This window comes from Methylomonas subterranea, assembly GCF_024505185.1.
In the GTDB taxonomy this organism is placed as follows: Bacteria; Pseudomonadota; Gammaproteobacteria; order Methylococcales; family Methylomonadaceae; genus Methylomonas; species Methylomonas subterranea.
The window spans coordinates 48,814-72,985 of record NZ_JANIBJ010000009.1 but is presented as its reverse complement, the minus strand read 5'-3'; the positions used below and the strand labels follow the sequence as shown (position 1 = coordinate 72,985).

The following is a 24,172-nucleotide window of genomic DNA, read 5'->3' as shown; positions in this document are numbered from 1 at the left end:
AATATGAAGACTATCCCAGAAACGCATTGGCCGACATTATTCAGCACTATTTTTAAAGCGATATTGCCGTTTTTTCGGAGTAAACCTTTAACCTGAAGCCGTATCTAGCCGCTTTTCGGCTTAAAGGATGTAGGTAGGCGAGATTATTTTTTTCAGTCAACCGCTGCTGTCAACCGGATTAGGAGATACACATATGAAAAAGTGGAAACCAATGTTTGATGCATTGACGAGAAAAACGTTTATGTCGGCGTTTATTGTTGGCGGCATCCTGATTTTGAATGCTTGTCGGGAAGAGCCAGAAACTAAAACAAGTGAGCAGTCCGTCCGGCCGGTTAAGGTACTAAAAATCGGTAACGTCTCATCCGATCAAACCTTGAAAATGCCTAGTACCGTGAGAGCATCGGATCGGGTCGATCTGGCATTCCAAGTTCCAGGCCGCCTAATTGAAATGCCGGTCAAGGAAGGTCAGGCGGTCAAAAAAGGCGATTTGCTGGCGCGCCTCGACCCTCGCGATTACGAAACTAATCTGCGTAACGCAACCGGAACCTTAGCCAAAGCCAAAGCCAAGCTCGAATACGACATTGCCGAATATCATCGCTATGTCAGCGTCAAGGAAAAAGAAGCAGGGGCCGTCAGCGATTCAGTGCTTTCGTTGAAAAAAGCCGCTGAAAACGTCTCCAAGGCCGATCTGCAATCCGCGCAGGCCGGCGTCGACGCGGCCAGGGATCAGTTGGCCTATTCCTATTTACGCGCGCCATTCGCTGGCGTGTTGGCGAAAAGATATGTCGACAATTATCAGGAGGTGCAAGCCAAGCAGACCATTATCAGTTTGCAGAACACGACCGCTATTGAATTGCTGATCGATGTGCCTGAATTGCTGGTAGCGCCGGAACGGCGGATACCGCGTGCTCATGCCGAGTTTGCCAGCGCGCCCGGCAAACTGTTTGAATTAACCGTCAAAGAGTTCGCAACCCAGGCCGATCCCATGACGCAAACCTATCAGGTGGTTCTGGTCATGCCGTCACCACGCGGCATCAGAATTCTTCCGGGGATGACGGCAAACGTCATTTTTGATTTGTCCGATACCGATGTCGCCGATACCGAGATAAGCATTCCGGCTATTGCCGTGACCGCCGACACGGCGGGCAAACCGTTCGTTTGGGTGATAGACGACAAAACCATGCAGGTTCAGCGCCGATCCGTGACCACCGGCGCATTGACGGGTAACGACAACATTCGGATTACTGCGGGGCTGAAACCGGGCGAAACCATTGCGATTAGCGGCGTCAGTATGCTCCGGGACGGTCAAGTCGTCAGAGCATTCGATAACCGATAGCAAGGAATAACAGATGAATCTTGCGGAATTGAGCATTAACAAAGGTCTGATCACCTGGGTGTTGATAGTTCTGGCGCTGGTTGTGGGGATGCAATCCTACCAATCGTTAAGCCGACTGGAAGATCCCGAATTTACCATCAAGGAGGCGCTGATAATTACCCCATATCCGGGTGCTTCCGCCGCCGAAGTCGAAGAAGAGGTGACCAACGTCATCGAAAAAGCGGTGCAGGAGATGGGACAGCTGGAAAGGATAGAATCGAAATCCGCCCGCGGGTTTTCATGGGTGAAAGCCAAAATCAAGGATCAATACGACAAAAACGGACTGCCTCAGGTCTGGGACGAACTGCGCAGAAAAGTAAACGATGCGCAAAGAAAATTGCCGCCGGGAGCCGGGCCGTCGTTGGTTAACGATGATTTCGGCGATGTGTACGGTATCTACTTAGCCATCACCGGCGAAGGCTACAGCTATAAAGAGATTTACGATTACGCCAAGCTTTTGCAGCGGGAATTGCTCAAAGCCAAGGATGTAAAGCGGATCAATCTGTACGGCGAGCAGAAGGAAGTGATCTATATCGAGATGCGGCGAGAGCAAATGTCCCAACTGGGCGTATCGCCGCAAGATATCTACCTGGCCCTGGGCGACAAGAATCTGGTTGCCGATGCTGGCAATTTGCGTTTGGGCCAGGAATTCATTCCGATCAATCCCACCGGCGAATTCAAATCCGAGCAGGATTTTGGCGACTTACTGATCACGCCAATAAATTCTAAGTCGCAAAGCGTAATCTATCTGCGCGATGTGGCGGAAATCAAGCGTGAGTACCAAGATCCTCCGGCCAGCAGGGTGCGTTTTGAGGGGAAACCGGCGATTGCCATGGGTATTTCCACGGTGCAAGGCGGCAATGTCATCGCCATGGCCGCGTCGCTGGAACAACGTTTCAAAGAACTGGAGTCGCTACGGCCGATCGGTATGGAATTACACACCATATCGCATCAAGCCGAGGCGGTAACGGCCTCATTGAGCGGATTTATTGACAACTTGATCGAGGCGGTTGTCATTGTCGTTGGTGTTTTGCTGATTTTCATGGGTTTGCGCAGCGGTTTGATCCTGGGTGCGGCGCTTTTGATTACGATCATGGGCACGTTCATTTTCATGCAAATGTTAAACATCACGCTCGAGCGGGTTTCGTTGGGCGCTCTGATCATTGCGTTGGGCATGCTGGTGGATTGCGCGATCGTGGTAACCGACGGCATGCGGATGAAAATGCAGCGCGGGCAATCGGGATATGACGCAGCCAGCGAGGTGGTGGCGCAAAACGCCTTGCCGATGCTGGGTGGAACCGTGGTCGCAATAACCGCATTTGCCGCAATTGGCACCTCGCAAGATTCGACCGGCGAATATTGCCGATCTTTGTTTACGGTCATTTTGATATCGCTTTCGATGAGCTGGTTGGTCGCGGTCACCTGCACGCCGTTGCTCTGTAGCACGTTTTTGCAGCGGAATACGAACGCCGGCGAGGACGGTGGCACCGATCCTTATGACAGAGGTTTTTATGCCGTTTACGCCAAGTTTCTGCTGCACTGCCTTCGGCACCGCTGGCTGGTGGTCGGCATCGTTGTAAGCTTGTTTGCAATGTCGGTGCTGGGTTTTGGTTCGGTCAAAAACAGTTTTTTCCCCGATTCGACGCGGCCGCAGTTTTATATCGAGTTCTGGTTTCCGGAAGGCACCGACATTCTGGAGACCCAACGCCAACTCGAGCGCGCGGAAACCTACTTAAAACGACAGGAGGGTGTTACGCATTTGACCAGCTTGATCGGCGGCGGCCAGCTACGCTTTTTGTTGACCTACACACCTGAGAACCGTTACGCCAGTTATGCGCAGATTTTGGTGGATGTTGCCGATTATCGAAAAATAGAATCGCTGAATAAGCGCGTGCAGCAGGAATTGGAGCCAATGTTTCCAGATGCCACGGTCGGTACGCGCTTATTCATGCTGGGTCCGGGAACCGGCGGCAAGATTCAGTTGCGCATCTACGGTCCCGATTCTAACGAATTGCGCAACATGGCGGCCAAGGCCGAAGATATTTTATATAAAGAAGCCAACGCCAAAGCGATCAGAAATGAGTGGCGAGAGAAAGTCAAGGTATTAAGGCCGCAGTTAGCCGAAATGCAGGCACGTCGGGCCGGCATCCATAGAAAGGATCTGGCGCGGGCATTGGCCGCCTCGTTCGAAGGCACCCTGGCAGGCATCTACCGGGAAGGCGACGAGCTGCTGCCGATTATAGCGAGGTCGCCCGAAGGCGAGCGACGGGACCTGAATAGTGTGCTTGCCATTCCGGTCTGGAGCCCCACGGCCCAAAGCATGATTCCGATGGGGCAAGTGGTTAGTGATTTTCCGGTGGAATTTGAAGATGCGCATCTTTGGCGCTGGGATAGACGCAAGATGATCCGCATCCATGTTGATCCCCGGGAAGGTTTGCCTAGTGAATTGTTCGCCAAAGTCAAGGCGCCGATAGAACAGGCTCTGGACGTCGATGTCGAGGCGGTTCTAGGTGATGCGTTCGGCGATGCACCCATTGAACACGGGCCTGAAACGCTGAAAGTGCAAAATAACGACCTTTGGCCGATCAGGAATAAACCCGGCTATTACATGGCCTGGGGCGGCGAAGCCGAGGATTCAGCCCGCGCCAACGCCAATCTGGCCGGATCGATACCACAGTTTATCGGCTTGATGGTGTTGACGGTGCTGATTTTATTCAATTCGCTGAAAAAGACCTTACTCCTGTGGCTGACCGTTCCTTTAGCGCTAATCGGCGTGGCGATGGGGCTGTTAAGTTTTTCGCAGCCCTTCGGATTTATGGCGCTACTGGGTTTGATGAGTTTGTCCGGCATGTTGATCAAAGCGTCTATCGTGGTGCTTGATGAGATCGATGTGCAAATCAGCCAAGGCTCGGCGCCGTTGCAAGCCATTTTGAAATCAGGCGTTAGCCGGCTGATTCCGGTCTGTATGTCATCGGGCACCACAATGCTGGGCATGATCCCGTTGTTCTCTGACGCCTTTTTTGTCTCGATGGCGGTAACCATCGTGGTTGGCCTGGGCTTTTCAACCGTGTTGATTCTTATCGTGGTGCCTGTTCTCTATGCGATTTTCTTCAATGTGCCAACCGAAACCGAGCTGGCGGAGCAGTAGCATGAACATTTCAGGGCGGAACCCCAAGCAAAAACTTTTAATATCCTTTAGTTTCAGTCTTCGCGCGGTCGTATTGCTGGCAACGGCGATGACAGCCGGCTGCATGACGGTCGGCCCGGACTATGAAAAACCCAAGCTGGATGTCCAAGACACCTGGCTGGACGTCTCGAATCCTGCGTTGAAACGCGGCGATGTCGAATTGGGGCACTGGTGGACTGTATTTCAGGACCCCATCCTGAATCGGCTGGTCGATGAAGCACGCCGGCAAAATTTGACGCTGCAGGCAGCCGGTGTTCGTATTTTGGAATCTCGCGCGCAGCTCGGCATTGCGACCGGTTTCGAATATCCCCAGGTGCAGCAAGCCAACGGCGATCTGGGTTTTCAGCAAATCAGCGCGCACGCACCGAATACCGCGCCCCAGATCGACCGCGCGTACGGCTCGGCCGGTGTCGGCTTCGACGCCGGTTGGGAGCTGGATGTATGGGGCAAGTTCAGGCGTGGCGTCGAAGCCAGTCAAGCCAATCTGGAGGCTTCGATCGCGACCTATGACGATGTTCTGGTGACCTTGACGGCGGAAGTGGCAAGAGCTTATGTCCTCATTCGCACGCTGGAAGCCAAAATTCAAGTGGCGTTGGATAACCTGCAGATCCAGACCGAAACTTTGAAAATCGCCGATGCGCTTTATGGTGGCGGATTGATCACCGAGCTCGATTACCTGCAGGCCAAAACCCTGTTGAGCAATACCGAAGCGACCATACCACCCTTGCAAGCCGGCCTGCGCCAAGCAAAAAACAGCCTCAGCGTATTGTTGGGAAAAACGCCCGGAACGGTCGATAGTTATCTGGGCAACTCCGGCGCGATTCCTACGATTCCGAAAGAAGTAGCCGTCGGGGTTCCCGCCGATCTGCTCAGGCGGCGGCCCGATATTCGCCAGGCGGAAAATCAGTTGATGAGCCAAAGCGCCTTGATAGGCGTCGCCAAGGCCGATCTCTACCCGCATTTTTCATTGCTGGGTTCGATCAATTTCAGAGCCAGCGATGCGGCGCTGACGTTTGCAACGGGTGGGGCAAGCAGTCTGGGCGATATTTTCAAGTCGAACAGCTTTCAATATTCAATCGGCCCCAGCGTATCGTGGGATATTTTCAACTACGGCCGCATTAGCAATCGTGTCAGAGTCGAGGACGCACGATTTCAGGCCTTGGCGGTCAGCTACCGGAACACGGTGCTGAATGCCGCCAGGGAAGCGGAAAATGCGATCATCGGTTTTCTAAAGGCGCAGGACGAAAAACTGAAGTTGAAACAAAGCGTCGACGCCTCGAAACGATCGACGGATTTGTCGTTCTATCAATACAGCGAAGGTTTGGTCGATTACCAACGCGTGCTCGATTCGCAGCGCAGTCTTGTAACCGCTCAAGAACGGTTTACCAACGTCAGCGGCGAAGTAGCAAATAATTTGATCGCTCTGTATAAGGCTTTGGGCGGCGGTTGGGAAACCCGCGCCGAATCCGATTTTGTACCCGATAAAATCAAACGTGAAATGGCGCGACGCAGCGATTGGGGCAAACTGCTAAAACCCGGGGCGGTGGAATTATCCGACGAAGACAAAAAGCCGTTTTGGCGTTTTCCAGACTGGTAACGTTACTCTGAAAGTCCCTGGGGGAGCGGCAATCTTACTCAGGAGGCTGGTTGCCGGGTGTTTTTCTGGTCGCAGGTGGTGCGAGGGTTTTCATTGATGTTTTGTTTTTTGCCGATTAATTCGCAGGCCTTGAGTACCTTGCCGTAGCGTTGTTCTCGCGAAAAACAACGGAATTTTCATATATAGAAGAGGCCGGATCATTGGGATAGACAGCTTTTAGAGGGATTGCTTAAGGATGCCCAACAAATCAAACCATTAGTAGACCGGCATCCTGAGTATCAAGCGTTATATTCCCGAGTCGCTCATTTGTATAAACAAATTACTGATCGAGCATTATTAAATGAAAAAAAAATTAGAATCGCATACTAAATTGGCTTATCGATGAAATCACGAATTGGTTCTTTACGGAAGAGTTTGATAGCCAGGCTGATAGCCTTGTCGACCGTGGTGTCCATTCTGGTTGGCGGCGGCGTATTTTGGCTGGAGCGCGGCCGGTTCGAAGCCGTCATTGCCGAGCGTACCCATCTATCCATCGAATTACTGAAACTAAGGATCCAGGATATTGAGGCGCTCAGCCATCGCCCTTGGGAATCGCAGGTACAGCAAGCGGTGGACGATTTGCGGAAAGTTTCCAAGAACAGTGCCTTCGGGCATTTTGTCTGGTTATCGATTCACAATGCCAATGGCCTCGAAATTGGGCGCATGGAAGATTCGGACTATCCCCAGCTACAAACTCTGATTCAGAACCATGATCGGCAAGCCGCCGCTACCGGAAACAAGCTTGCCTTGACGCCATTGATAGGGCCTGACGGCAACCCCGTGTATGCGATTGGCTTGAACATCATGGATGCCGATGGCCGAATCGTGGCAACATTAAGGGGGCTTTATTCGGTTGCTCCGCAGGCTATCGCGGAATTATGGCGGAATATTATCCATTCGGTTGCGGTTTCGGTATTACTGGTGATGTTGGTGACCTCTTTGCATTATCCGGTGGTGCGCCGCTTATTCGATCACCTCGGACGATTATCGATACATCTGCTGGATGCGAATCTGGAAACCTTGCAAGCTTTTGGCAGTGCGATCGCCAAACGCGACAGCGAGACCGACGCGCATAATTTTAGGGTGACTATTTATGCCGTCAGGCTAGCCGAGGCGGTCGGATTGAACGCCGGCGGTATTCGTACGTTAATCAAGGGAGCCTTTTTGCATGACATTGGCAAAATTGCCATCCGGGATCATATATTGCTAAAACCCGGAAAGCTGGATGCCGGCGAATTCGAAATCATGAAAACCCACGTCTTGCATGGACTGGACATCATCAACCATTGCCAATGGTTGCGCGATGCCGGCGATGTCGTCGGTAACCATCATGAAAGATTCGACGGCAGCGGTTACTATTCCGGTCTGAAAACCCAGGAAATTCCGCTGACGGCACGTATTTTCGCCATCGTCGACGTCTTCGATGCCTTGACGTCGGCGCGTCCTTATAAAATGGCATTGAGCTACGAAGATTCGATAGATCACCTCCGACGAGAGGCTGGCAAGCATTTTGATCCGGAGTTGTTAAACGTTTTCGTGGGCATTGTAGAGCCCTTATACCATCGCTTCGCGCGGCATGAAGAAGATGCCAGAATTGAATTGGCAGACATCATTCAACGATACTTTAAATGCGATATTTCTGATTTATTTGACGAAAATCTTTAACTTATTGTCATGGTCCAGCAGCAGGTCGCGGTAGAAGTACCGGTTGCCTGGTATATCCCCCGAACTGTCTGAAACCTGCCGCTCACGGCCTGCAACTCTTGGCTGCTGTGAGGCAGTGGTAACGGCATTTTGTTCGCCGAATACCGGACATTCGGCGGAGTCTTAGGATGCCTGAACCATTGAAATTGGATAGTTACCCCGACCGGCCGCTTTTGGCCGATACCGAACATCCCCAGTGTGGCCAACTTTTGCACAATACGGCGCGATTGAAAAATATAGTCCGTTGTAATTTCCAACCGCGGAATGCAAATAGCCCAAAAATCAGGCCCTTGCTTCAATCGGCTTTTTTATGGGCCGGGCTTCCGCGCCCGCATGGTCCTTGGTGTTTTACATGCTCTGCTTGCCGAATGCGGAAGCATTTTTTCAATCTGTTCGCCAAGTACGGACGCCCCTTCGGTCCGGCGAATCGCGCATCCGGCGATTTAAAATCAAACGTTTATCCAGCCAAGCTCCGCCAGTCGCTCAAGTTTGTTCATGAAAATTTAATCTGTTGTCAACCTTGCATGTTTAAAACCATGAACTAGATTGATATAAAAAATGCGTTTGCCGATGCCGGAGGGAACTTTCGCAACCGCAAAACAAAAAAGGGGCGGGTATGGCGAATTACACGGCAGTATCGGGAGTGCTGGAGGCGTTAAAGGCTTATCTTGAGCAATTCAAGGATATGCTGGACGTCGTGTCGGTAGGCGTGGAAATTCTTAGCAGCGAAAGCCTGAAAGCCGGCCCGGTCGACGCCACTCATAAGGTCGGCATCTACTTACACCGCATTTCCATCGATCCATTCGGCAGAAACCGCCATCTGCCCCCCAAGCCCGGTATCGGCAATCAACCCAGAAAAGAGCTGCCGCTGAATCTGCACATCCTGCTGATCGGCTGGAGTAAAACCACATTCGAACAAGTCGTGCTGGCCTGGGCCATGCAGGTGCTAGGTTCCGGTACCGAACTGGATGTGGCGGATATAGAAGATCATATCGGCGACGGCAACCGCAACTGGCGGGACCAGGATCGGGTGCAAATCCTGCCGGAAGACATGTCCAGTGAGGATTTCATGCGTATGTGGGACAGCCTGCCGCACGATTACATTCTATCCGCGCCCTACATCATCAAAACCTTGCGCCTGGAACCGGTGCGGGAAGAGGGCGGCGAGCCGGTGCAAAGCATCGTTTTGCCGGTCGGAGAACTGCAATGATCCGCTTCAAGGAAACCCTGATCCGGCAAAGCAGTGACGTGATTCGCTGGCTGGACGGTACCGGCAGGGAAGGCCGGCAAAACCCGGTGCTAAATGCCTTGCAAATCGACCTGGACGAGAATCTCGCCGTCAAAGGCATCAGCTTGTCGCATAAACCAGGTGTTAGCGTAATTTGGCGCGCGCAATTGCCGGATTCGGAGCAATTGCAGCGCACCGAGCAGCCGGGGCGGGCCGCGGAAACCCAAATGGCCAGACCCGCCGAAACGCCGTATCAACTAAAAGGCACGGTGAGCGACCCGGCCGGCCAGTTTAACCCGCGTACCTTCATTACCGACTGCGGCAACAACAGCTATCCGCAAATAGCCTTGTACCGCTCCGTGGTGGGCACCCGGCTCAGCCAAAACAAATCCTTGCAGGGCCGGTTGCGCTACCAAAAACAAGCCGATGAAAGCGAAGCCCGGCCCGCTTCCTGGGCCTTGGTGACTCTGCGGGTCAATCTTGCCGCTACCGGCGACAGTTATATCTTTAACGCGCAAGCCGACATCGACGGCTTTTTTCAAATTCCGGTCACGCGGCTATCGGTAGCCATGCTGACGGCCGGTTTCAGCGCGGAATTGAGCGTCAAGGCCGATAAAACCCAAGCCGGCGGCATGTTTCCGGACCCCGATCAAATGACCGCCATGCGGATCGCCTTGGCCGGCAGCGGCGTATTCGCGGACACGCTCACCGTGCTGGCCGAAAGTAAAAATCAGCGCCTTAAATTGGGTTTTGTTGCCGATGAAACCCGCGTTAGCACCCTGGAGTTAAAAAGTCCCTAATCAGGTTACATCAACCCAAGATCGTTGAAGGAGGCATACCATGCCCGAGTATCTCGCCCCAGGCGTATACATAGAAGAAAAGAGCTTTCGAGCCCGTTCCATAGAAGGTGTCGGCACCAGCGTGGCCGCCATCGTCGGACCGACCCGCAGCGGACCGTTTCGCGGCAAGCCGGAACCGGTGACCAGCTTTGCCGATTTCGAACGCATCTATGGCGATCTTGCGGATTTGCAATTTGCCGGCAACAAGACCCAACTCAATTTCACCGCGCTGGCGGCGCGGGCGTTTTTCGACAACGGCGGCAAACAGTTGTTTGTCAGCCGGGTGGTCAAGGACGTCAACGCCAGCAATACCTCGGCCGACGGCAGCAGCGCGGCGCGGGCCGCGCGGGCCAGCGCCGACGGTAAGCTGAGTTTTAAAAGCCGCTTTCCCGGCAAAGTCGGCAATTACGTATTGGAGCTGCATTGGCGGGACAGCGAAAACCTGTTTTCGATAGAAACCACCACTACGCCGCTGGAAGGCGAAGAAGTCTATCTGGAAGCGACCAATGTGCCGCAGGAAGCGCGGGTGGCGGCGGGCGATCTGCAAGCCAACCGTTTTCCGATTTCCCTCAAGGTCCGGGTACGCCGCAACGGCGCCAATTTCGATATTCTATCCGGCGAAATCAAGGACAAGGACGATGCCGATGCGGCGTTGACCCGCTTGGTGATCGCCCAATTGCCCGCCGCCAGCAGCAAAATCAGCCGCGTCGCAATGCGCACGCCGGCCAGCGGTAAATTGCAGGCCGGGGTGGCGGCCGAGTTGCGCTTGTCGCAAGTCACCGATCTGTCCAATGTCAGCGGGGTCGCGCACTGGGGCACCTTGACGGTCTTGAAGGGATCGCTGAAGGCGGACGCCGGCGGCAATCTGACGTTGATCAATTTGCCGATGGCGCAAAACGCCGGTCTGGCGGCCGATATCGATTTCCCCATTTCAGCGTTGGCTGCCTTGCCCGGCAATGTCAGTGCCTTGCTGGTGCGGCGCAATTTCGATCTGGACGTGCTGCGGATAGACGATATCGACAAGCTACGCAAGGGCGCCGCCGGCGAAGTGGTATACCGGGTCGGTGGCCTGTCGACTTCGGCTACTGCCGATGATTCGCTGGGCAAAAAATTGTTGGCCGATCCGGCCACCCGCGACGCGCAGCTGACCCAGCCGATAGCCTGTACGGTGGCCGCCGACGCCAACGTATTCAATCTGTTGCATGCCTTGTTCGATAGCGCGGCGCTGAATACCCCGCATCCGGTCAACGGCCCGCGCTATCTGATCGAACTGCAAAACGGCAGCGACGGCGACATTCCGGAAAGCGGCGATTACGCCGGCGAAGTCGACGACAAGAACGGCAACACCGGCTTGGCTGCCTTCGAGCAGGTTGAAGACATTTCCATTGTGATGACCCCGGCCGCCGCCGCGCTGGACACCATGGCCAAGCACCTCGCGGTGGTGATAGAAATGCAGAAACACTGCAAACGCATGCAGTATCGGGTCGGCATCGTCGACAGCGCAGCCAACATGAGCATCAGCGAAATCCGCGATTTCAAATCGAACCTGGACGATACCCGTCTGGCCTTGTACTACCCGTGGGTGGTGACCAGCGACCCGACCGGCAAACGCAGCACCCTTACGCTGCCGCCCGGCGGTTTTATCGCCGGGGTCTATGCCAACACCGACGTCAGCCGAGGGGTACACAAGGCCCCGGCCAACGAAGTGGTGCTGGGCGCGCTGCATTTCGAGCAGGACATCAACCGCTTCCAGCAAGAACTGCTTAACCCCAACGGTATCAACTGCCTGCGTTCCCTGCCGGGACGCGGCCATCGGGTGTGGGGCGCCCGCACCACGTCCAGCGATCCGGAATGGAAATACGTCAACGTGCGGCGTTATTTCCTGTTCCTGGAACGCTCGATAGACAAATCCACCCAGTGGGCGGTGTTCGAACCGAACGGCGAAGCCTTGTGGGCCAGCATCCGCATCTCCATCGAGGATTTTCTGTACAACGAGTGGGTCAACGGCCATCTGTTGGGGCCGACCCCGAAACACGCTTATTTCGTGCGCTGCGACCGCGGCACCATGACCCAGAACGACCTGGACAACGGCCGGCTGGTTTGTGAAATTGGCGTGGCGGCCTTGAAACCCGCCGAGTTCGTGATTTTCCGCATCGGTCAAAAGACCGCAGACGCCTAGAGGTGAACGACCATGGCCGTATTTAGAGAAACTCCTTATTCCGCTTTTAACTACGTGGTCGAACTGGAGCCGGGGCAGGGCGAGCAGGTCGACGCCGGCTTTTCCGACGTCTCCGGCCTGAACGCCGAAGTCACCATCGCCGAATACCGCAACGGCAACAGCAAGGTCAACCATGTCAGCAAAATTCCCGGTATCCACAAGGCCGGCGATGTCACGCTGAAACGCGGCATCATCGGCGCGCAAAACCTATGGAACTGGCTGGACGAAGTGCGCCAGGGCAAGCTGTCCGGCAAGCGCAACATCAGCATCAAGCTGCTCAACGAAGACCGCTCCGATACCGTGGTGACCTGGCGGCTAAAAAACGCCATGCCGATCAAATGGACCGGGCCGACCCTGACCGGCAAGGGCGGCGGTGACGTGGCCATCGAAGAGCTGGTGTTGTCGGTCGAAACGGTGGACCAGGAATAAGCCATGGCACTGGCGGATTCCCGGCTGGAGATGCGGGTCAGACCCGTGGCGGCGGTTGACGCGGTGATGGACGTGGCCATGCTCGGCCATTGCTCCGGCAACGCCCGTTGGGATTTGCTGCTGGAAAGTCCGCAAACCGTCGCGGAAATAGCCCGGCTGGGTTTTGCCGCGCAGATGGAAACGCTGCGTAACTGGCTGGCACAACGGGATAAGCCGCCGGCCGAGCGCGGCATGACCGAGCCGGACCCCGCTTTATTGCAGCTTTACGAGCTGCCGATTCCGCTGTTGAGTCTGGCGCATTTTCAGGTGTTGTTTCCGCAAGCCGACAGACCGGGCACAAACTATCGCAGTCAGCTGGCCGGCAACAGTGCCTGGCTGCCGGCCGCCGTCGCCGATTTTTTCCAGTCGTCCCAGGCCGGTGTGCTGGCCGACGGCGCCAAAAAGCTATGGATATTCAGAATTGCCGAGCAGCGCGGGCAAGGCGGGTTTTTGCCCGACCCCCATGCCGATTACGCCGATGCCCGGCGGCTGTCGGCGTTCGACCGCGCCATGCTGATTCCCAACCTGGGGGCAATAGCCTTGCCCGATCTGGAGCGTTTGCAGGTGCCGGCCAATTTGGCCGATGTGCGGCGCATGCGGCTGGTCAATCCCGATCCGGTATTTTTACCCTGCGCGGCCTCGACCGCCGACGATCACCGCGAGCGCCGCCGCGGCGAGGAAATCCCCAAACCGGTCCGGCCATGGCCGCTGCAAGACCTGTTGGCGCCCATGCTGCAAACCCTGAAAAAGCGCCGGCCGGACGTGCAATGTCTGTTGACCTTGCCGTTGGAGCAAGTCGGCGAGGGCAGTTTGCCGACGGTGGCCCGCGAGGCCGTGCAAACGATAGGGGCGGTCGCCGCCGGCGACAATACCGGCCTGCACGCGGTGCAGTTTTTGTTTCCCTATTTGACCGGTCGGGAACGGCCCCTATGCAGTCCGGTCGGCCTGATTGCCGGCGCCATGCTGGAAACCAGCCAGCGCCTGGGGCCCTGGCGTTCGATGGCCGGCAAAACCCTGCCCGGCATGTGGCAGCTGTATCCGCCCGTGCACGGCCGGCAAGTGGCCGAGCTACGCGAGCAACCGGGCGTGGGCGTGCTGGTGGCCTACAAAAACCGCCTGCAACTGGATGACGAGCGCCGCGCCGCGCCGGTGGTGGGTTCCGGCGGTTTTACAAGCAGGAACCGGCCGGTCGAGGCTTACCGTTCGGGCGAAGTGGCGCGTTTTTTGGGCTGGTTGCACCGGCAATTGCTGCGGCTGGGCGAAAGCTGGCTGTTCAATACCGATGTGCGCGACCCCTTGGGCAAGACGCAGCTGACGCAGTTTTTTACCGGTCTGCACAGAGCCGGCGCCCTGCGCGGGGCCTTGCCGGAACAGGCTTTTTCCGTCGCCGCCAGTCACGACAACGAAAGCACGGTGATTTACCGCATCGAACTGGCGCCGGTATTTCCGATAGACCGCATCGTGCTGAATTTCAGCCACGATTTGGGCAGCAACAGCAGTCAATGGCAACTGGACATCAAAAATGGCTGAATTCATTCCGTTTCGTTTTCATGTGCAATTGAGCTTGCCGGATTCGGCCGGCGGCGGTTTGGTTTGCAACGGCGCCTTCAGCGAAGTCAGCGGCCTGGAGGCCAGCATGGCGCCCAAAACCCTGAAGGAAGGCGGCCGCAATTGGGGCGAAGTGCAACTGGCCGGCCCGACCACCTTTGCCACCGTGGTGCTGAAACGCGGCATCACCGACGCCGAGGGTCTTTGGCGCTTGTTCGACCGTAGCTTCCGGCAAAGTTATTATGCGTTGCGCTTGAATTGCGGCATACAACTGATCGATCCGGCCGACCCCGAACGAGCGGTCATGGTTTGGACGCTGGATAACGTGCTGCCGATCAAATTCAAGGGGCCGGATCTAAATGCCAGCGCCAATCAGGTGGCGATAGAGGAACTGCATTTGAATCACGAAGGCTTTGCGGTGAACTGGAATCAGTCCGTGCGGGCGGTGCAAAATGGCTAGCGGCAAACTCAGCAAGGCAGTGTTGATACCGCTGGATGCGCAAAACCGGGATGCGGCGGAAGAAAGCTGGATCAGCGTGCAATTCAACCCGGCCAGCCTGAAAGTGACTTTGGCCAACACCTTGAAGGACAGCAAAAGCGGCGGCGGCCAAAGCAAGGCTGCTCAATTCGTCGATAAAAGCGAATCCACCCTGGCCATCGAGCTGGTGTTCGATACCAGCGTGCTGGAGGCGGAAAACCTCGGCGAGACCGACGGCGGCCAAACCCTGCTGCATAAGGACGTGCGCCGGCAGACGCAACGGATTGCCACCGAATTCATGAAGCCGCAAGACGCCGAAAGCAAGCAACCCAAGGCGCCCAAGCGTTGCCGCTTTCAATGGGGCAGTTTTTCCTTCATCGGCATGTTGAGCAGTTACAACGAGACCCTGGATTTTTTCTCGCCGGAAGGCGTGCCGTTGCGCGCCACGCTGGCGCTGACCTTCAAGCAGGACAATTACCAGTTCGACATCATCGATTTAAAAGATGCCCTGAGCCGGCAAGGCCGGCTGGCGGTGGACGGCGAAGGCGTCAGCGCCGCGGATGCCAATCTGGCCGCCAACCGCGACCCTAAACAATGGCGGGATACGGCACTGTACAACGGTATGGAAAATCCGCGCCATAGCGACCAACAGGGGGTGGTGATGCCGCCCAGCTCCGCCGAGAGCGGCTCGGGCAGCGGCGGCGGATTCAGTTACGGCCAATCGTACAAGTTGGGTACGCGTATACCCGGCGCGTTTTAAACAAAGACATAGGAGCATAAAGTGCCGGTTTTTATCAACGAAGTGATAGCGGAAGTCGAGCAAGCCGACGCCGGCGAAGCCAGCGAAAATCCGCTGTTCGCCGCCGCCAACGAGCAGGAAGAACAATTGCTGCGGCAGTTGCAAATCCTGCGCGAGCGGCAGGCCCGCCTGTTGGTGGATTGATGGTGGCCGCGGCCGTCATCAATGCCCGGCCGCGTTTTCGCGTCGACGGCGGCGATTCCGCCGCCATGGCCGAAGCGGTCAAGGATGTGGCGATACAGCAGCCGCTGTCCGGCCGCGCGCACGCCGAAATTCGCTTGATCAACTGGGGCAGGCTGGACGACTCCGAAACGCCGGGTTTCGTGTTCCAGCACATCGGTCACGGCGCCGCGATTGAGATCATGATGGGCGAACAAGACCAGCCGGCGTTGTTCAGCGGCGACGTCACCGCGATAGAAGAACGCTACGGCGACGGCGCTCCGCAAATACTGTTGCTGGTGGAAGACAAAATGCACTTACTGGCCCGGCAACGGCATAGCCGCCGTTTCGATGAGCAAAGCCTGGACCAGGTGTTGCGAACCCTGGCGGACGATGCCGGTTTGGCGGCCGATATCCAGGTATCGTCGCAGACCGGCGACTGGCATCAGTTCAACGAAAGCAATCTGGCCTTCATGCAGCGCTTGCTGGCGCCCTACGACATTGCCGCGCGCTGGCAACAAGGCCAATTGCGCATCAAGGCGGAACAGGCCGACAGCAATCCGCCGCGCTTGAGCCCGCAGGACGGCATGGAATATTTGCGCATCATCGCCGATCTGAACGGCCAGCCGACAGAGGCCAAGGTGGCGGGTTTCGATCTGGCCGCCGACCAAACCGCTTCCGCCCAGGGCACCGCCCTGCAACCGCCGGCCTCGGCGACTTCGGCCCGCGACCTGCTGAATCGTTTGGGCTGGCCGGGCGAGGCCTATTTTCCGCATCCCTTCGCCAAAACCCAGGCCGAAGCCGACAAGTGGGCCTCGGCGGCGTTTCGTAGCCGGGCCAAGGCCTTTCTGGCCGGCGAGGCGGTCTGCACCGGCAACGTGGAGTTCGCGGCGGGCCGGGAAGTCGAACTGACCGACGTTTCCGAGCGCTTGCGCGGTCGTTATCAAATCGTCCACTGCGGCCACCGTTTCGATAGCGCACTGGGTTTTCGCAGTTTTTTAAAACTCAACCGCGCCGACTGGAGTGCCTGATATGAATACCCTGGGTCACGCTTTCGGTGCCTTGCAGACTTTGCATCTGGCCACCGTGCTGGATAATCGGGATCCGGACAACCGGGGCCGGATCAAGGTACGGCTGGCGGTCGGCGACATGGAATTGTGGGCGGCCGTATTGACCAACAGCGCCGGCCCGGATTACGGCGTCAGCCTGTTGCCCAAAATCGACGAAAAGGTGGTGTTGGCCTTTATCAGTCCGGAAGTGGCGGTGGTGATGGGCGCTCTGTGGTCGGGCGGCGACAGCCAGCCGCAAGCAGCCCGCGAAGCGGAGGACGTGTATTGCATCCGCACCCCGTCCGGCTCGCAACTTAAATTCGACGATAGCGCGGATGCGAAGATCGATATCAAAACCAGCAGCGGCTACCACCTGGAGATCAGCGAAGCCGAAGGCGGCAAGGTGTTGATAGCAAAAGGCTCGGAAAGCATCGAGTTCAGCAACGCCGAAATCAAAATCAACGCCTCGGCCAAGGTCAGCATATCGGCGGCCCAGGTGAAAGTCTCGGCCGGCATGGTGGAAGTGGAGGCCGGCATGAGCAAATTTTCCGGGGTGGTCAAATGCGACACCCTGATCAGCAATGCGGTGGTTTCCAGCAGTTATACGCCGGGAGCGGGGAATATATGGTAGCGCTACATAAGCCCGTGCTGCGGGCGCCTTATTATGCCGACCGGGAAGACGGCACGCTGATACACCGTTACCTGGACGAGGATTTCGTCACCCGCCATTTACAGGCCATGCGGCAAGGCACGCTGCAAGGCAATCGGGCGCAGGCCTGGCGTTTCGAAGACCGTTTCGCCGACGACAAAAGCCTGCCTTGGTTGCGCTTGCCGGTGCATAGAACGTTTTACATGGTCAGTTGCGAAGTGGCCTGCGACAGCTTCGGCAATCCGCCCTTCAATCCGCAAAACATCGCTTCGGCCGGATTCGTGGTGCGCCGGCGCGACGGCGGCCGTTGGCTGCAAAGCAACGGCGCGGCCCGGGGCTGGCAAAGCGGCGATACGGCGGACGACGATCCGGACCGGGCGCGGCAATTGCGCCGGCAAGGTCTGATTCGCCCGCGCCTACCGGAGCCTTTGCCCAGCGGCGAGGAAACCTATCCCTTGCATGCCCAATTGATCACCGCCACCGCGGCCGACGGCAGGCAGCGCAAACACACCCTGCTGTACGGTTATCTACCTTTGTCGGGCTCGGTAGCCAATGAACTGCTGGAGAAGCGCGTCGCCGCCGACTATTTCGTCGACGGCTTGCCGTGGCCGTTTGGGCGCCGGGATTTGCCGGCCAACCAAGCCGCGCTCTGGAAACGCGGCGATGGCCATGTGCTGCGCGACGGCGTGGCCAAACCGGCCTTGATCGAACTGGTCAATCAGCTGGTGAGCCGCTACCAATTGCTGGACGCCGGCATCGGCGCCAATTCGGCGCTGAACGCCTTTTTCGTCGGCCTGCATTTTTACCGCTTGCCGCAGCGCAACCGTTATCAGCAATGCCGGCAAGCCCTGGCCCTGGTCGGACAACGCTGCCTCGAGCTGGCCGATGCGTTGGCGCCGTTCGGCGCCGACACGCTCGCGGCCTTGACAGCCGCTCGAGGCCGCTTGCCGCTGTTGCCGTATCCGGAATTTGCCGAGGCGGACGATTTGACCCCGGCGCGCCTGACGGCCGATGCCGCGCAAGCGCTGCAATGGCTGGCCGGCGTATCGACATTGGCCAAAAGCATTCTGCCCAATCCGACCGCGCACGCGGCACTCTCTGCTTTGCAAGCCAGCATAGTCGCGGCGGATGTCAGCCTGCATGCCTTGCAAAGTTACTTGTCCGATAGCGGCAATTTTAAACTGCAAAGCCTGCAAAATTACTTCGATACCAACAAGGCTGCATTATTGACCAAGGCCAGTAGCGACCAGGATGTGGCCGATTTATTCGTCAATGTAGCCGGAGATTGGCAGCTGTTTTTCGACGAGGCGCAAGCCATGCGCTTGCGGGAGCTGCTGTTCGAGCGTTCGACGGCCCTGACCCGGGATTATGTGGACAGCCTGCAAATTCCGCGCTATCAGCAAAATCAAAACGACATTTATTATCTGAAACCGTTTGTGCGTTACTTGGATTCGCATGGTTGCGAACAGATCGTCTGGGGCGGCAACAGCGAACCGTTTCGGGTGGCGGCGCCGTTCGATCCGGAAGCCAGCCGGCCGCAAGCCATTCAAATGCCCAAGTTGTCCGATCTGAAACGCGGCTTGGCCAAGGGCGCCACCTTCGTGGCCCCCAAGGATCTGGCGGAGAAGCTGAAAACTATCGGCATGGAGATGCCTCCCAGCGAAAAACCCGGCAATAGTTTCGGCCTGGAATGGATCGTCAGTTTCAGCCTGCCGGTGATTACCATCTGCGCGATGCTGTTGCTGATGATAGTGCTGAATCTGCTGAATCTGTTTTTCCAATGGCTGCCGTACGCCATTACTTTGATACCCAAACCCAAATGAACAGCCGACTCTCGCCCTTGATCAGCTGGCCGCTGGAAATCGAACTGGATAACGGCCGCTTGCGATTTGCCGAAGACAATCCCAGCATCCGTCAGGTGATCTGGAACATTTTGGCCACCCGGCCGGGCGAGCGCTTGATGCGGCCCGATTTCGGCGCCGGTTTGTCCAACTATATCCACCAGCCCAATAACGAAACCACCCGCAATCTGATCAAGGATGCGGTGGCGCGCGGGGTGAGCCGTTGGGAGCCGAGGGTGGAACTGACCAGCGTGCAGGTACTGCCCGATCCGGGGCAAATCAGCTACGTCAATGTCAGCATCCATTACCGGGTCCGCCAAAACGGCGCGGCCGGGCAGGTGGATTTTGCCTTGCAATTGGCTAGCGGCGCATGAAAACTTTCAACACGGCAGCGTGGATACGCAGGTGACTATGAAACCCATGATCAATCTCGACGACCGTCGTTTCGATGAATTGGTGGAAGAAGCCAAGGCGCGCCTGTTGCACAGCTTGCCGGAGCTGACCCAAATCGTGCCGGGCGACCCGGTACACGCCCTGGTGGATGTCTTCGCCTGGTTGACCGAAACCATACTGTATCGCGCCAACCTGATTCCGGAACGGCAGCGCCAGGCCTTCCTGAATCTGCTGCAAATACCCCGCCGGCCGGCGCTGCCGGCCAGGGGACTGGTTTGCATAGACGCCACTCGCAAGCGCGGCGCCAATCCGGCCGCCGTCATTCCGGCCGAAAGCCGCTTGCCGGCCGGCGCGGAAAGCTTCAGTACGGTCGGCGACTTGCAACCCACGCCGCTGCTGCTGGACGTGGTCTGCAAGGAAACCGTCAGTGCCGCCCAATTGGCCGAGTTCGGCGTCACGGCGGAACAATTGCAATTGACGTCGCCGGCAGGCAATGCCGCGATACCATTCCGGCCCCGCCACTTGCTGCCGGGCCGGGATAGCATGGATTTGGCCGCTACCGTGGATCAGGCCTTGTACCTGGGTTTTAGCCTGCCGTTACCGCTGGTCGCCCAAAAAACCGAGCTGGTGAAAAATCTGGCCGGCATTACCTTGAACATCGGCATCGCCCCGGCCGACGATTTGCTTGCCGAACGGGAAAGCCAGCCCTTGCCGCGTAATTTGTTATGGGAGCTGGCCTGGCGGCAAACAGGCGTCAGCGATTTCGATTATCTGCCGCTGGAACAATTGGCCGACAGTTCCAACGGTGCCCGCCGGCCGGGCGTGGTCAGGCTGCGCTTGCCGAAGGATACCTCGCTGTTGCAGCCGTTTCTGCCGGACGATCCGGCAAACGCCGGCTTGCGCAACAGCCCGCCGGAGCAGCCCGGCGTTACCAAGCCGGAGCAAATGCTGTTCTGGCTGCGGCTGCGCTGTCCGGAACAACCCGATCTGGTTCTCGGCTATCTGGCCGTCAATGCGGTGGACGTGATAGGGCAGGGCGTGGAACGCGATGTGATGCTGGGTTTGGCGACCGGCCAGCCGGATCAACTTTTGGCCTTTCCGCAACAGAACATCGACGCCGAATCCGCGCAAATAGACGTGGAAGAAAACGGCCAATATGTTCCGTGGCGGCGGGTCGAGCATTTCGGCGCCGCCGGCGCGGAGGATAAAGTCTACACGCTGGACGCGGCGGAAGGCTGGTTGCGTTTCGGCGACGGTTTTCGCGGCAAACTGCCGGGCCGCGGCAAACGGGTTCGTGCCGCGTACTACCGGCACGGCGGCGGCGCGGCCGGCAATCTGCCGGCCGGCAGCCTGAGTGTCTTGGAAAATGCCGCCGCCGGCTTACAGGTGCGGCAGGATTTTCCGACCGCCGGCGGCATCGACGCCGAAACGGTCAGCCAAATGGAGCAGCGCATCGCCGCGTTTTTAAGCCACCGCAACCGGGCCGTGACCCGCGACGATTTCACCCGGCTGGCCCTGGACAATCCGGTCAATCCGGTGGCGAAAGCCGAACTGCTGAGCGGCTTTTTGCCGGGTTCCAGTCTGGCTACCGCCCGTTTCGAGGTGCCCGGCGTGGTCAGCGTATTCGTGCTGCCGCCGGCCGAGCAAGCTATCGGCGCTTTTCCGCGCACCAGCGTAGGCCTGTTGAAAGACGTGTATGCCTATTTGAGCGAACGCTGCCTGTTGGGTACCGAGCTGTATGTGTTGAGCCCCGAATATGTGCAAGTGGCGCTGGCGGTGCCGCTGCGCGAGCAAGACCCGCAAACCCGCCAGCAGGTTTATCGGGCCGTGGAACAAAGCCTGCTGAATTTTTTGTGGCCGCTGGCGCCCGGCGGCCGCAACGGCCGGGGTTGGCCCCTGGGCCAGGCCGTGGACGTCAACGAATTGCGCACCGTGGCCGGCCGGGTGGCCGGCGTGCGGGCCGTGGGCGGATTATTGCTGTATGCGCGTAACAACGGCGGCCAGTGGTTGACCCTGAGCGAGGGCCAAAGTCTGGCTTTGCAAGCTTGGCAATTGCCGGAGCTGGTCGGCATCAAGCCGCAAGCCGACAGCCCCGGCGAAGCGCCGCAAGCGCCGAATATCGTCAGCGGCGCCGGCGAACGGGAAGCCATCAATGACTGGATTCCGACTCCCGTGATTCCGGACATTTGTTAAGACCATGGACAGCAACCGCAGCTCGTTTTTAGTGCTCAAAACGGCCGGCGACTTTACCAGCCGCTCGTTGAAGTTCGTCTGGGACGGCCGCCAGCAGGCCTTCAGACTGGAACAGCAGCAGGCGCATTTTTTTCCGCGGCCCACGCCGGAACAGGCCCTGTCGGCCTGGACCAACGCACCGGCGCGGGTGATGGACAAGCACGGCCAGATCGGCGCCATCGGCGCGGACGGCAAGCGCTTTCAGGTCAAGGCGGATTGGCAAAGCAGCCAGTGGCGGGATGTGCGGGCCAGTAGCGACAACCCGGATGCCCAAACCATAGACCAATTGAGCTTGGCGCCGGTGCTGGCGCCGGATTTCAGCCGGTTCGTGGATTTGCATGTTGGCGGCGGCAGTCTCGTGGCTCTGGCGGCTTCCGGCGCCGAAAACGCGCTGGTCGCAATGGATTTGCAACGCCGCTGGCAACAGCGTTGCGCGCTGGATTTTGTTCCGGAGCGGCTGTGCGTGGATAGCCGGCGGCGGGTCTGGCTGGCGGGCCGATATACCGATGCCGACGGCAATCCGCAAGCCGCCATTGCCATGGCGCAAGGCGAGCCTTTGCCGCAACCCTATCATCCGCCGGCCTTGGGATTTTATCCGCTCAGCGCCAACCCGCAGGCCCTGCAACAGCAATGGCGCCGGGACGCCGAGTTTTACGACGGCCTGCTGGCGATGTGCGTAGACGCCGACTATTTGTATCTGTTGGTTTACCGGCAAACGGCGGGGGCTTATCGGCAGCATTTGTTGATCCGGGCCTTGAGCGACGATGCCGATCAGCCGCTGCTGGAGGTGGCGTTGCCGGAGGAGTTGCCGTTTGCCGTCGATTGTTCGGCGGTGGCGCCGCGGCGGCTGGCCTTGCTGGTGCCCAAGCCGCCGCAGACCGGCCAAGGGCAATGGGATTGTCCGGTGGTGATACTGGACAGCCGGCAAGGCACGGCGCGCCTGGACGGCGAACGTTACCGGATGCTGTCGTTGGAGTCGCCGCGTTTCATGGTGGGCCTGGACGGTAAAACCCGCTATCAATCCGCCCAAGGCCCCATGCCGCTGCTGCCGTTGCCGCAGGCCCGCTTTCCGCGCAACGGCGTCTGCATACTGGATAAACCGCTGGATGCCGGCACGCCGGATTTGCTCTGGCACCGTTTGTATCTGGAAGCCTGTATTCCTGCCGGTTGCGGCTTGCGCCTGTATGCCCGCGCCTACGATGAAACCGACGGCAAATCCGCCGCCGAATGGCAATTGCAGCCCGAACCCCTGTGGCTGCCGCAAGCCTCGGAATTACCGTTTTACGCCGGCTGGAAAACTCCGCAACAGCCTTACCAGGGCTTGTATCAGATTCTGTTGCAGCGCCGGTCCGGCGCCTGCCGGGAATTGCGCGGCCGCTTTTTACAACTGAAACTGCAAATGGATGGCGACGGCCGGCATACGCCGGCCATTCATGCCATCCGCGTCCATATGCCGCGTTTTTCCTGGCAGCAACACTATTTGCCGCGCCATTTTCAGCAACAGGAACGGCCGCTGGAAGGAGATTTGCGTCCGGCCAACGGCGCCGATTTTCGCGAACGCCTGCTGGCTGCCTTCGAGGGCCAGTTGACGCCCATCGAAGACCGCATCGGCGCCGGCGAAATGCTGATCGACCCGCAATCCGCGCCGGCCGAGCAATTGCAGACCCTGGCCGGCATGTTGGGCGTGGAATTGCCCGAACATTGGCCGATGCGGCGCCAACGCGACTGGCTGAGTTTCAGCGGCCAGTTGCAACGCCAGCGCGGTACCATGGCCGGCCTGTGTCTGGCGTTGGACATCGCCACCGACGGCGGCGTCAGCCGCGGCCAAGTGATTCCGGTGGAGCATTTTCGCCTGCGCCGCACGCTGGCCACCATTTTGGGGCTGGATTTGAGCGACGACCGACATCCCTTGACCCTGGGCACCGGCCAAAGCGGCAACAGCATCGTCGGCGACAGTCTGATATTAAGCGCCGACAACGCGCGGGAATTCCTGGCCTTGCTGGCGCCTGACCTGATCCGGGACAGTGCCGACGACCGGCGCGTCGTCGCCGAGTTTTTCGACCGTTACAGCCACCGGCTGAGCGTGATATTGCACGGCCCGGCCGCCGAGCAACGGAACGGCGTGGAACAGATCCTGCGGCGGCAATTGCCCGCCCATCTGCAATGGGCCGTCAGGACCAGCGATTATGCCTTCGTGCCGGGTTTGTCGCCGTTGCTGCAAATCGACAGTTATCTGCAACGCACGCCGGCCTGGAAAAAGCTGATTTTGGATCGCATCCGTCTGGGCCGCGACGGCTTGTTGCAAAACCCCATTGCCTTGGCGCCGGAACTGGCGACCGCACCCGAAACCGAAAACTCAGGAGACTGAC

Annotated in this window: 18 protein-coding genes; all 18 read left to right on the top strand. The window is 58.0% G+C overall.

Annotated features, from left to right (window positions below; all coding sequences use genetic code 11):
- Positions 1-193 precede the first annotated feature (193 nt).
- The 18 genes from NP590_RS06400 (at position 194) to NP590_RS06315 (ending at position 24,171) form a co-directional block, all read left to right on the top strand.
- A complete protein-coding gene (locus tag NP590_RS06400) occupies positions 194-1,336 on the top strand; it encodes an efflux RND transporter periplasmic adaptor subunit (protein WP_371927259.1) in 1,143 nt (380 codons plus the stop codon).
- A 13-nt stretch (positions 1,337-1,349) separates the two neighbouring features.
- Complete coding sequence (locus NP590_RS06395; RefSeq protein ID WP_256601463.1) at positions 1,350-4,523, top strand: efflux RND transporter permease subunit; 3,174 nt, start codon at positions 1,350-1,352, stop codon at positions 4,521-4,523.
- A gap of 1 nt (position 4,524) precedes the next feature.
- The gene (locus NP590_RS06390; protein WP_256601462.1) at positions 4,525-6,159 is read left to right on the top strand and encodes an efflux transporter outer membrane subunit; all 1,635 of its coding nucleotides are present in this window, start codon (positions 4,525-4,527) and stop codon (positions 6,157-6,159) included.
- A gap of 381 nt (positions 6,160-6,540) precedes the next feature.
- Entirely contained in the window at positions 6,541-7,863 is a 1,323-nt protein-coding gene (locus NP590_RS06385) for an HD-GYP domain-containing protein (protein WP_256601461.1), read from the top strand.
- A 655-nt stretch (positions 7,864-8,518) separates the two neighbouring features.
- On the top strand, positions 8,519-9,112 hold the full coding sequence (locus tag NP590_RS06380; protein WP_256601460.1) for a Pvc16 family protein: 594 nt from the start codon (positions 8,519-8,521) through the stop codon (positions 9,110-9,112).
- Positions 9,109-9,930, top strand: a complete 822-nt coding sequence (locus tag NP590_RS06375; RefSeq protein WP_256601459.1) for a hypothetical protein — start codon at positions 9,109-9,111, stop codon at positions 9,928-9,930. The genes NP590_RS06380 and NP590_RS06375 overlap by 4 nt, the downstream gene beginning before the upstream one ends.
- A gap of 40 nt (positions 9,931-9,970) precedes the next feature.
- Positions 9,971-12,148 (top strand): phage tail sheath family protein, encoded by a 2,178-nt coding sequence (locus tag NP590_RS06370; RefSeq protein ID WP_256601457.1) that lies wholly within the window; start codon positions 9,971-9,973, stop codon positions 12,146-12,148.
- A 12-nt stretch (positions 12,149-12,160) separates the two neighbouring features.
- A complete protein-coding gene (locus NP590_RS06365; RefSeq protein WP_256601456.1) occupies positions 12,161-12,616 on the top strand; it encodes a phage tail protein in 456 nt (151 codons plus the stop codon).
- A gap of 3 nt (positions 12,617-12,619) precedes the next feature.
- Entirely contained in the window at positions 12,620-14,185 is a 1,566-nt protein-coding gene (locus NP590_RS06360) for a hypothetical protein (protein ID WP_256601455.1), read from the top strand.
- Complete coding sequence (locus NP590_RS06355; protein WP_256601454.1) at positions 14,178-14,663, top strand: phage tail protein; 486 nt, start codon at positions 14,178-14,180, stop codon at positions 14,661-14,663. The genes NP590_RS06360 and NP590_RS06355 overlap by 8 nt, the downstream gene beginning before the upstream one ends.
- A complete protein-coding gene (locus tag NP590_RS06350; protein ID WP_256601452.1) occupies positions 14,656-15,441 on the top strand; it encodes a CIS tube protein in 786 nt (261 codons plus the stop codon). The genes NP590_RS06355 and NP590_RS06350 overlap by 8 nt, the downstream gene beginning before the upstream one ends.
- 21 nt (positions 15,442-15,462) lie before the next feature.
- Complete coding sequence (locus NP590_RS06345; RefSeq protein WP_256601451.1) at positions 15,463-15,624, top strand: hypothetical protein; 162 nt, start codon at positions 15,463-15,465, stop codon at positions 15,622-15,624.
- Positions 15,624-16,670 carry a phage late control D family protein gene (locus tag NP590_RS06340; RefSeq protein WP_256601450.1) on the top strand — a complete coding sequence of 349 codons (1,047 nt, stop codon included), beginning with the start codon at positions 15,624-15,626 and terminating at the stop codon, positions 16,668-16,670. Before NP590_RS06345 ends, NP590_RS06340 begins: the two co-directional genes overlap by 1 nt.
- Position 16,671: 1 nt before the next feature.
- The gene (locus NP590_RS06335; protein WP_256601449.1) at positions 16,672-17,319 is read left to right on the top strand and encodes a phage baseplate assembly protein V; all 648 of its coding nucleotides are present in this window, start codon (positions 16,672-16,674) and stop codon (positions 17,317-17,319) included.
- Positions 17,313-19,160 carry a hypothetical protein gene (locus tag NP590_RS06330; protein ID WP_256601448.1) on the top strand — a complete coding sequence of 616 codons (1,848 nt, stop codon included), beginning with the start codon at positions 17,313-17,315 and terminating at the stop codon, positions 19,158-19,160. Before NP590_RS06335 ends, NP590_RS06330 begins: the two co-directional genes overlap by 7 nt.
- Positions 19,157-19,552 (top strand): GPW/gp25 family protein, encoded by a 396-nt coding sequence (locus tag NP590_RS06325; protein ID WP_256601447.1) that lies wholly within the window; start codon positions 19,157-19,159, stop codon positions 19,550-19,552. The genes NP590_RS06330 and NP590_RS06325 overlap by 4 nt, the downstream gene beginning before the upstream one ends.
- A gap of 37 nt (positions 19,553-19,589) precedes the next feature.
- Positions 19,590-21,764, top strand: a complete 2,175-nt coding sequence (locus NP590_RS06320) for a putative baseplate assembly protein (RefSeq protein ID WP_256601446.1) — start codon at positions 19,590-19,592, stop codon at positions 21,762-21,764.
- 4 nt (positions 21,765-21,768) lie between these two features.
- Positions 21,769-24,171 (top strand): phage tail protein, encoded by a 2,403-nt coding sequence (locus NP590_RS06315; RefSeq protein ID WP_256601445.1) that lies wholly within the window; start codon positions 21,769-21,771, stop codon positions 24,169-24,171.
- The last annotated feature ends 1 nt before the right edge of the window (position 24,172 follow it).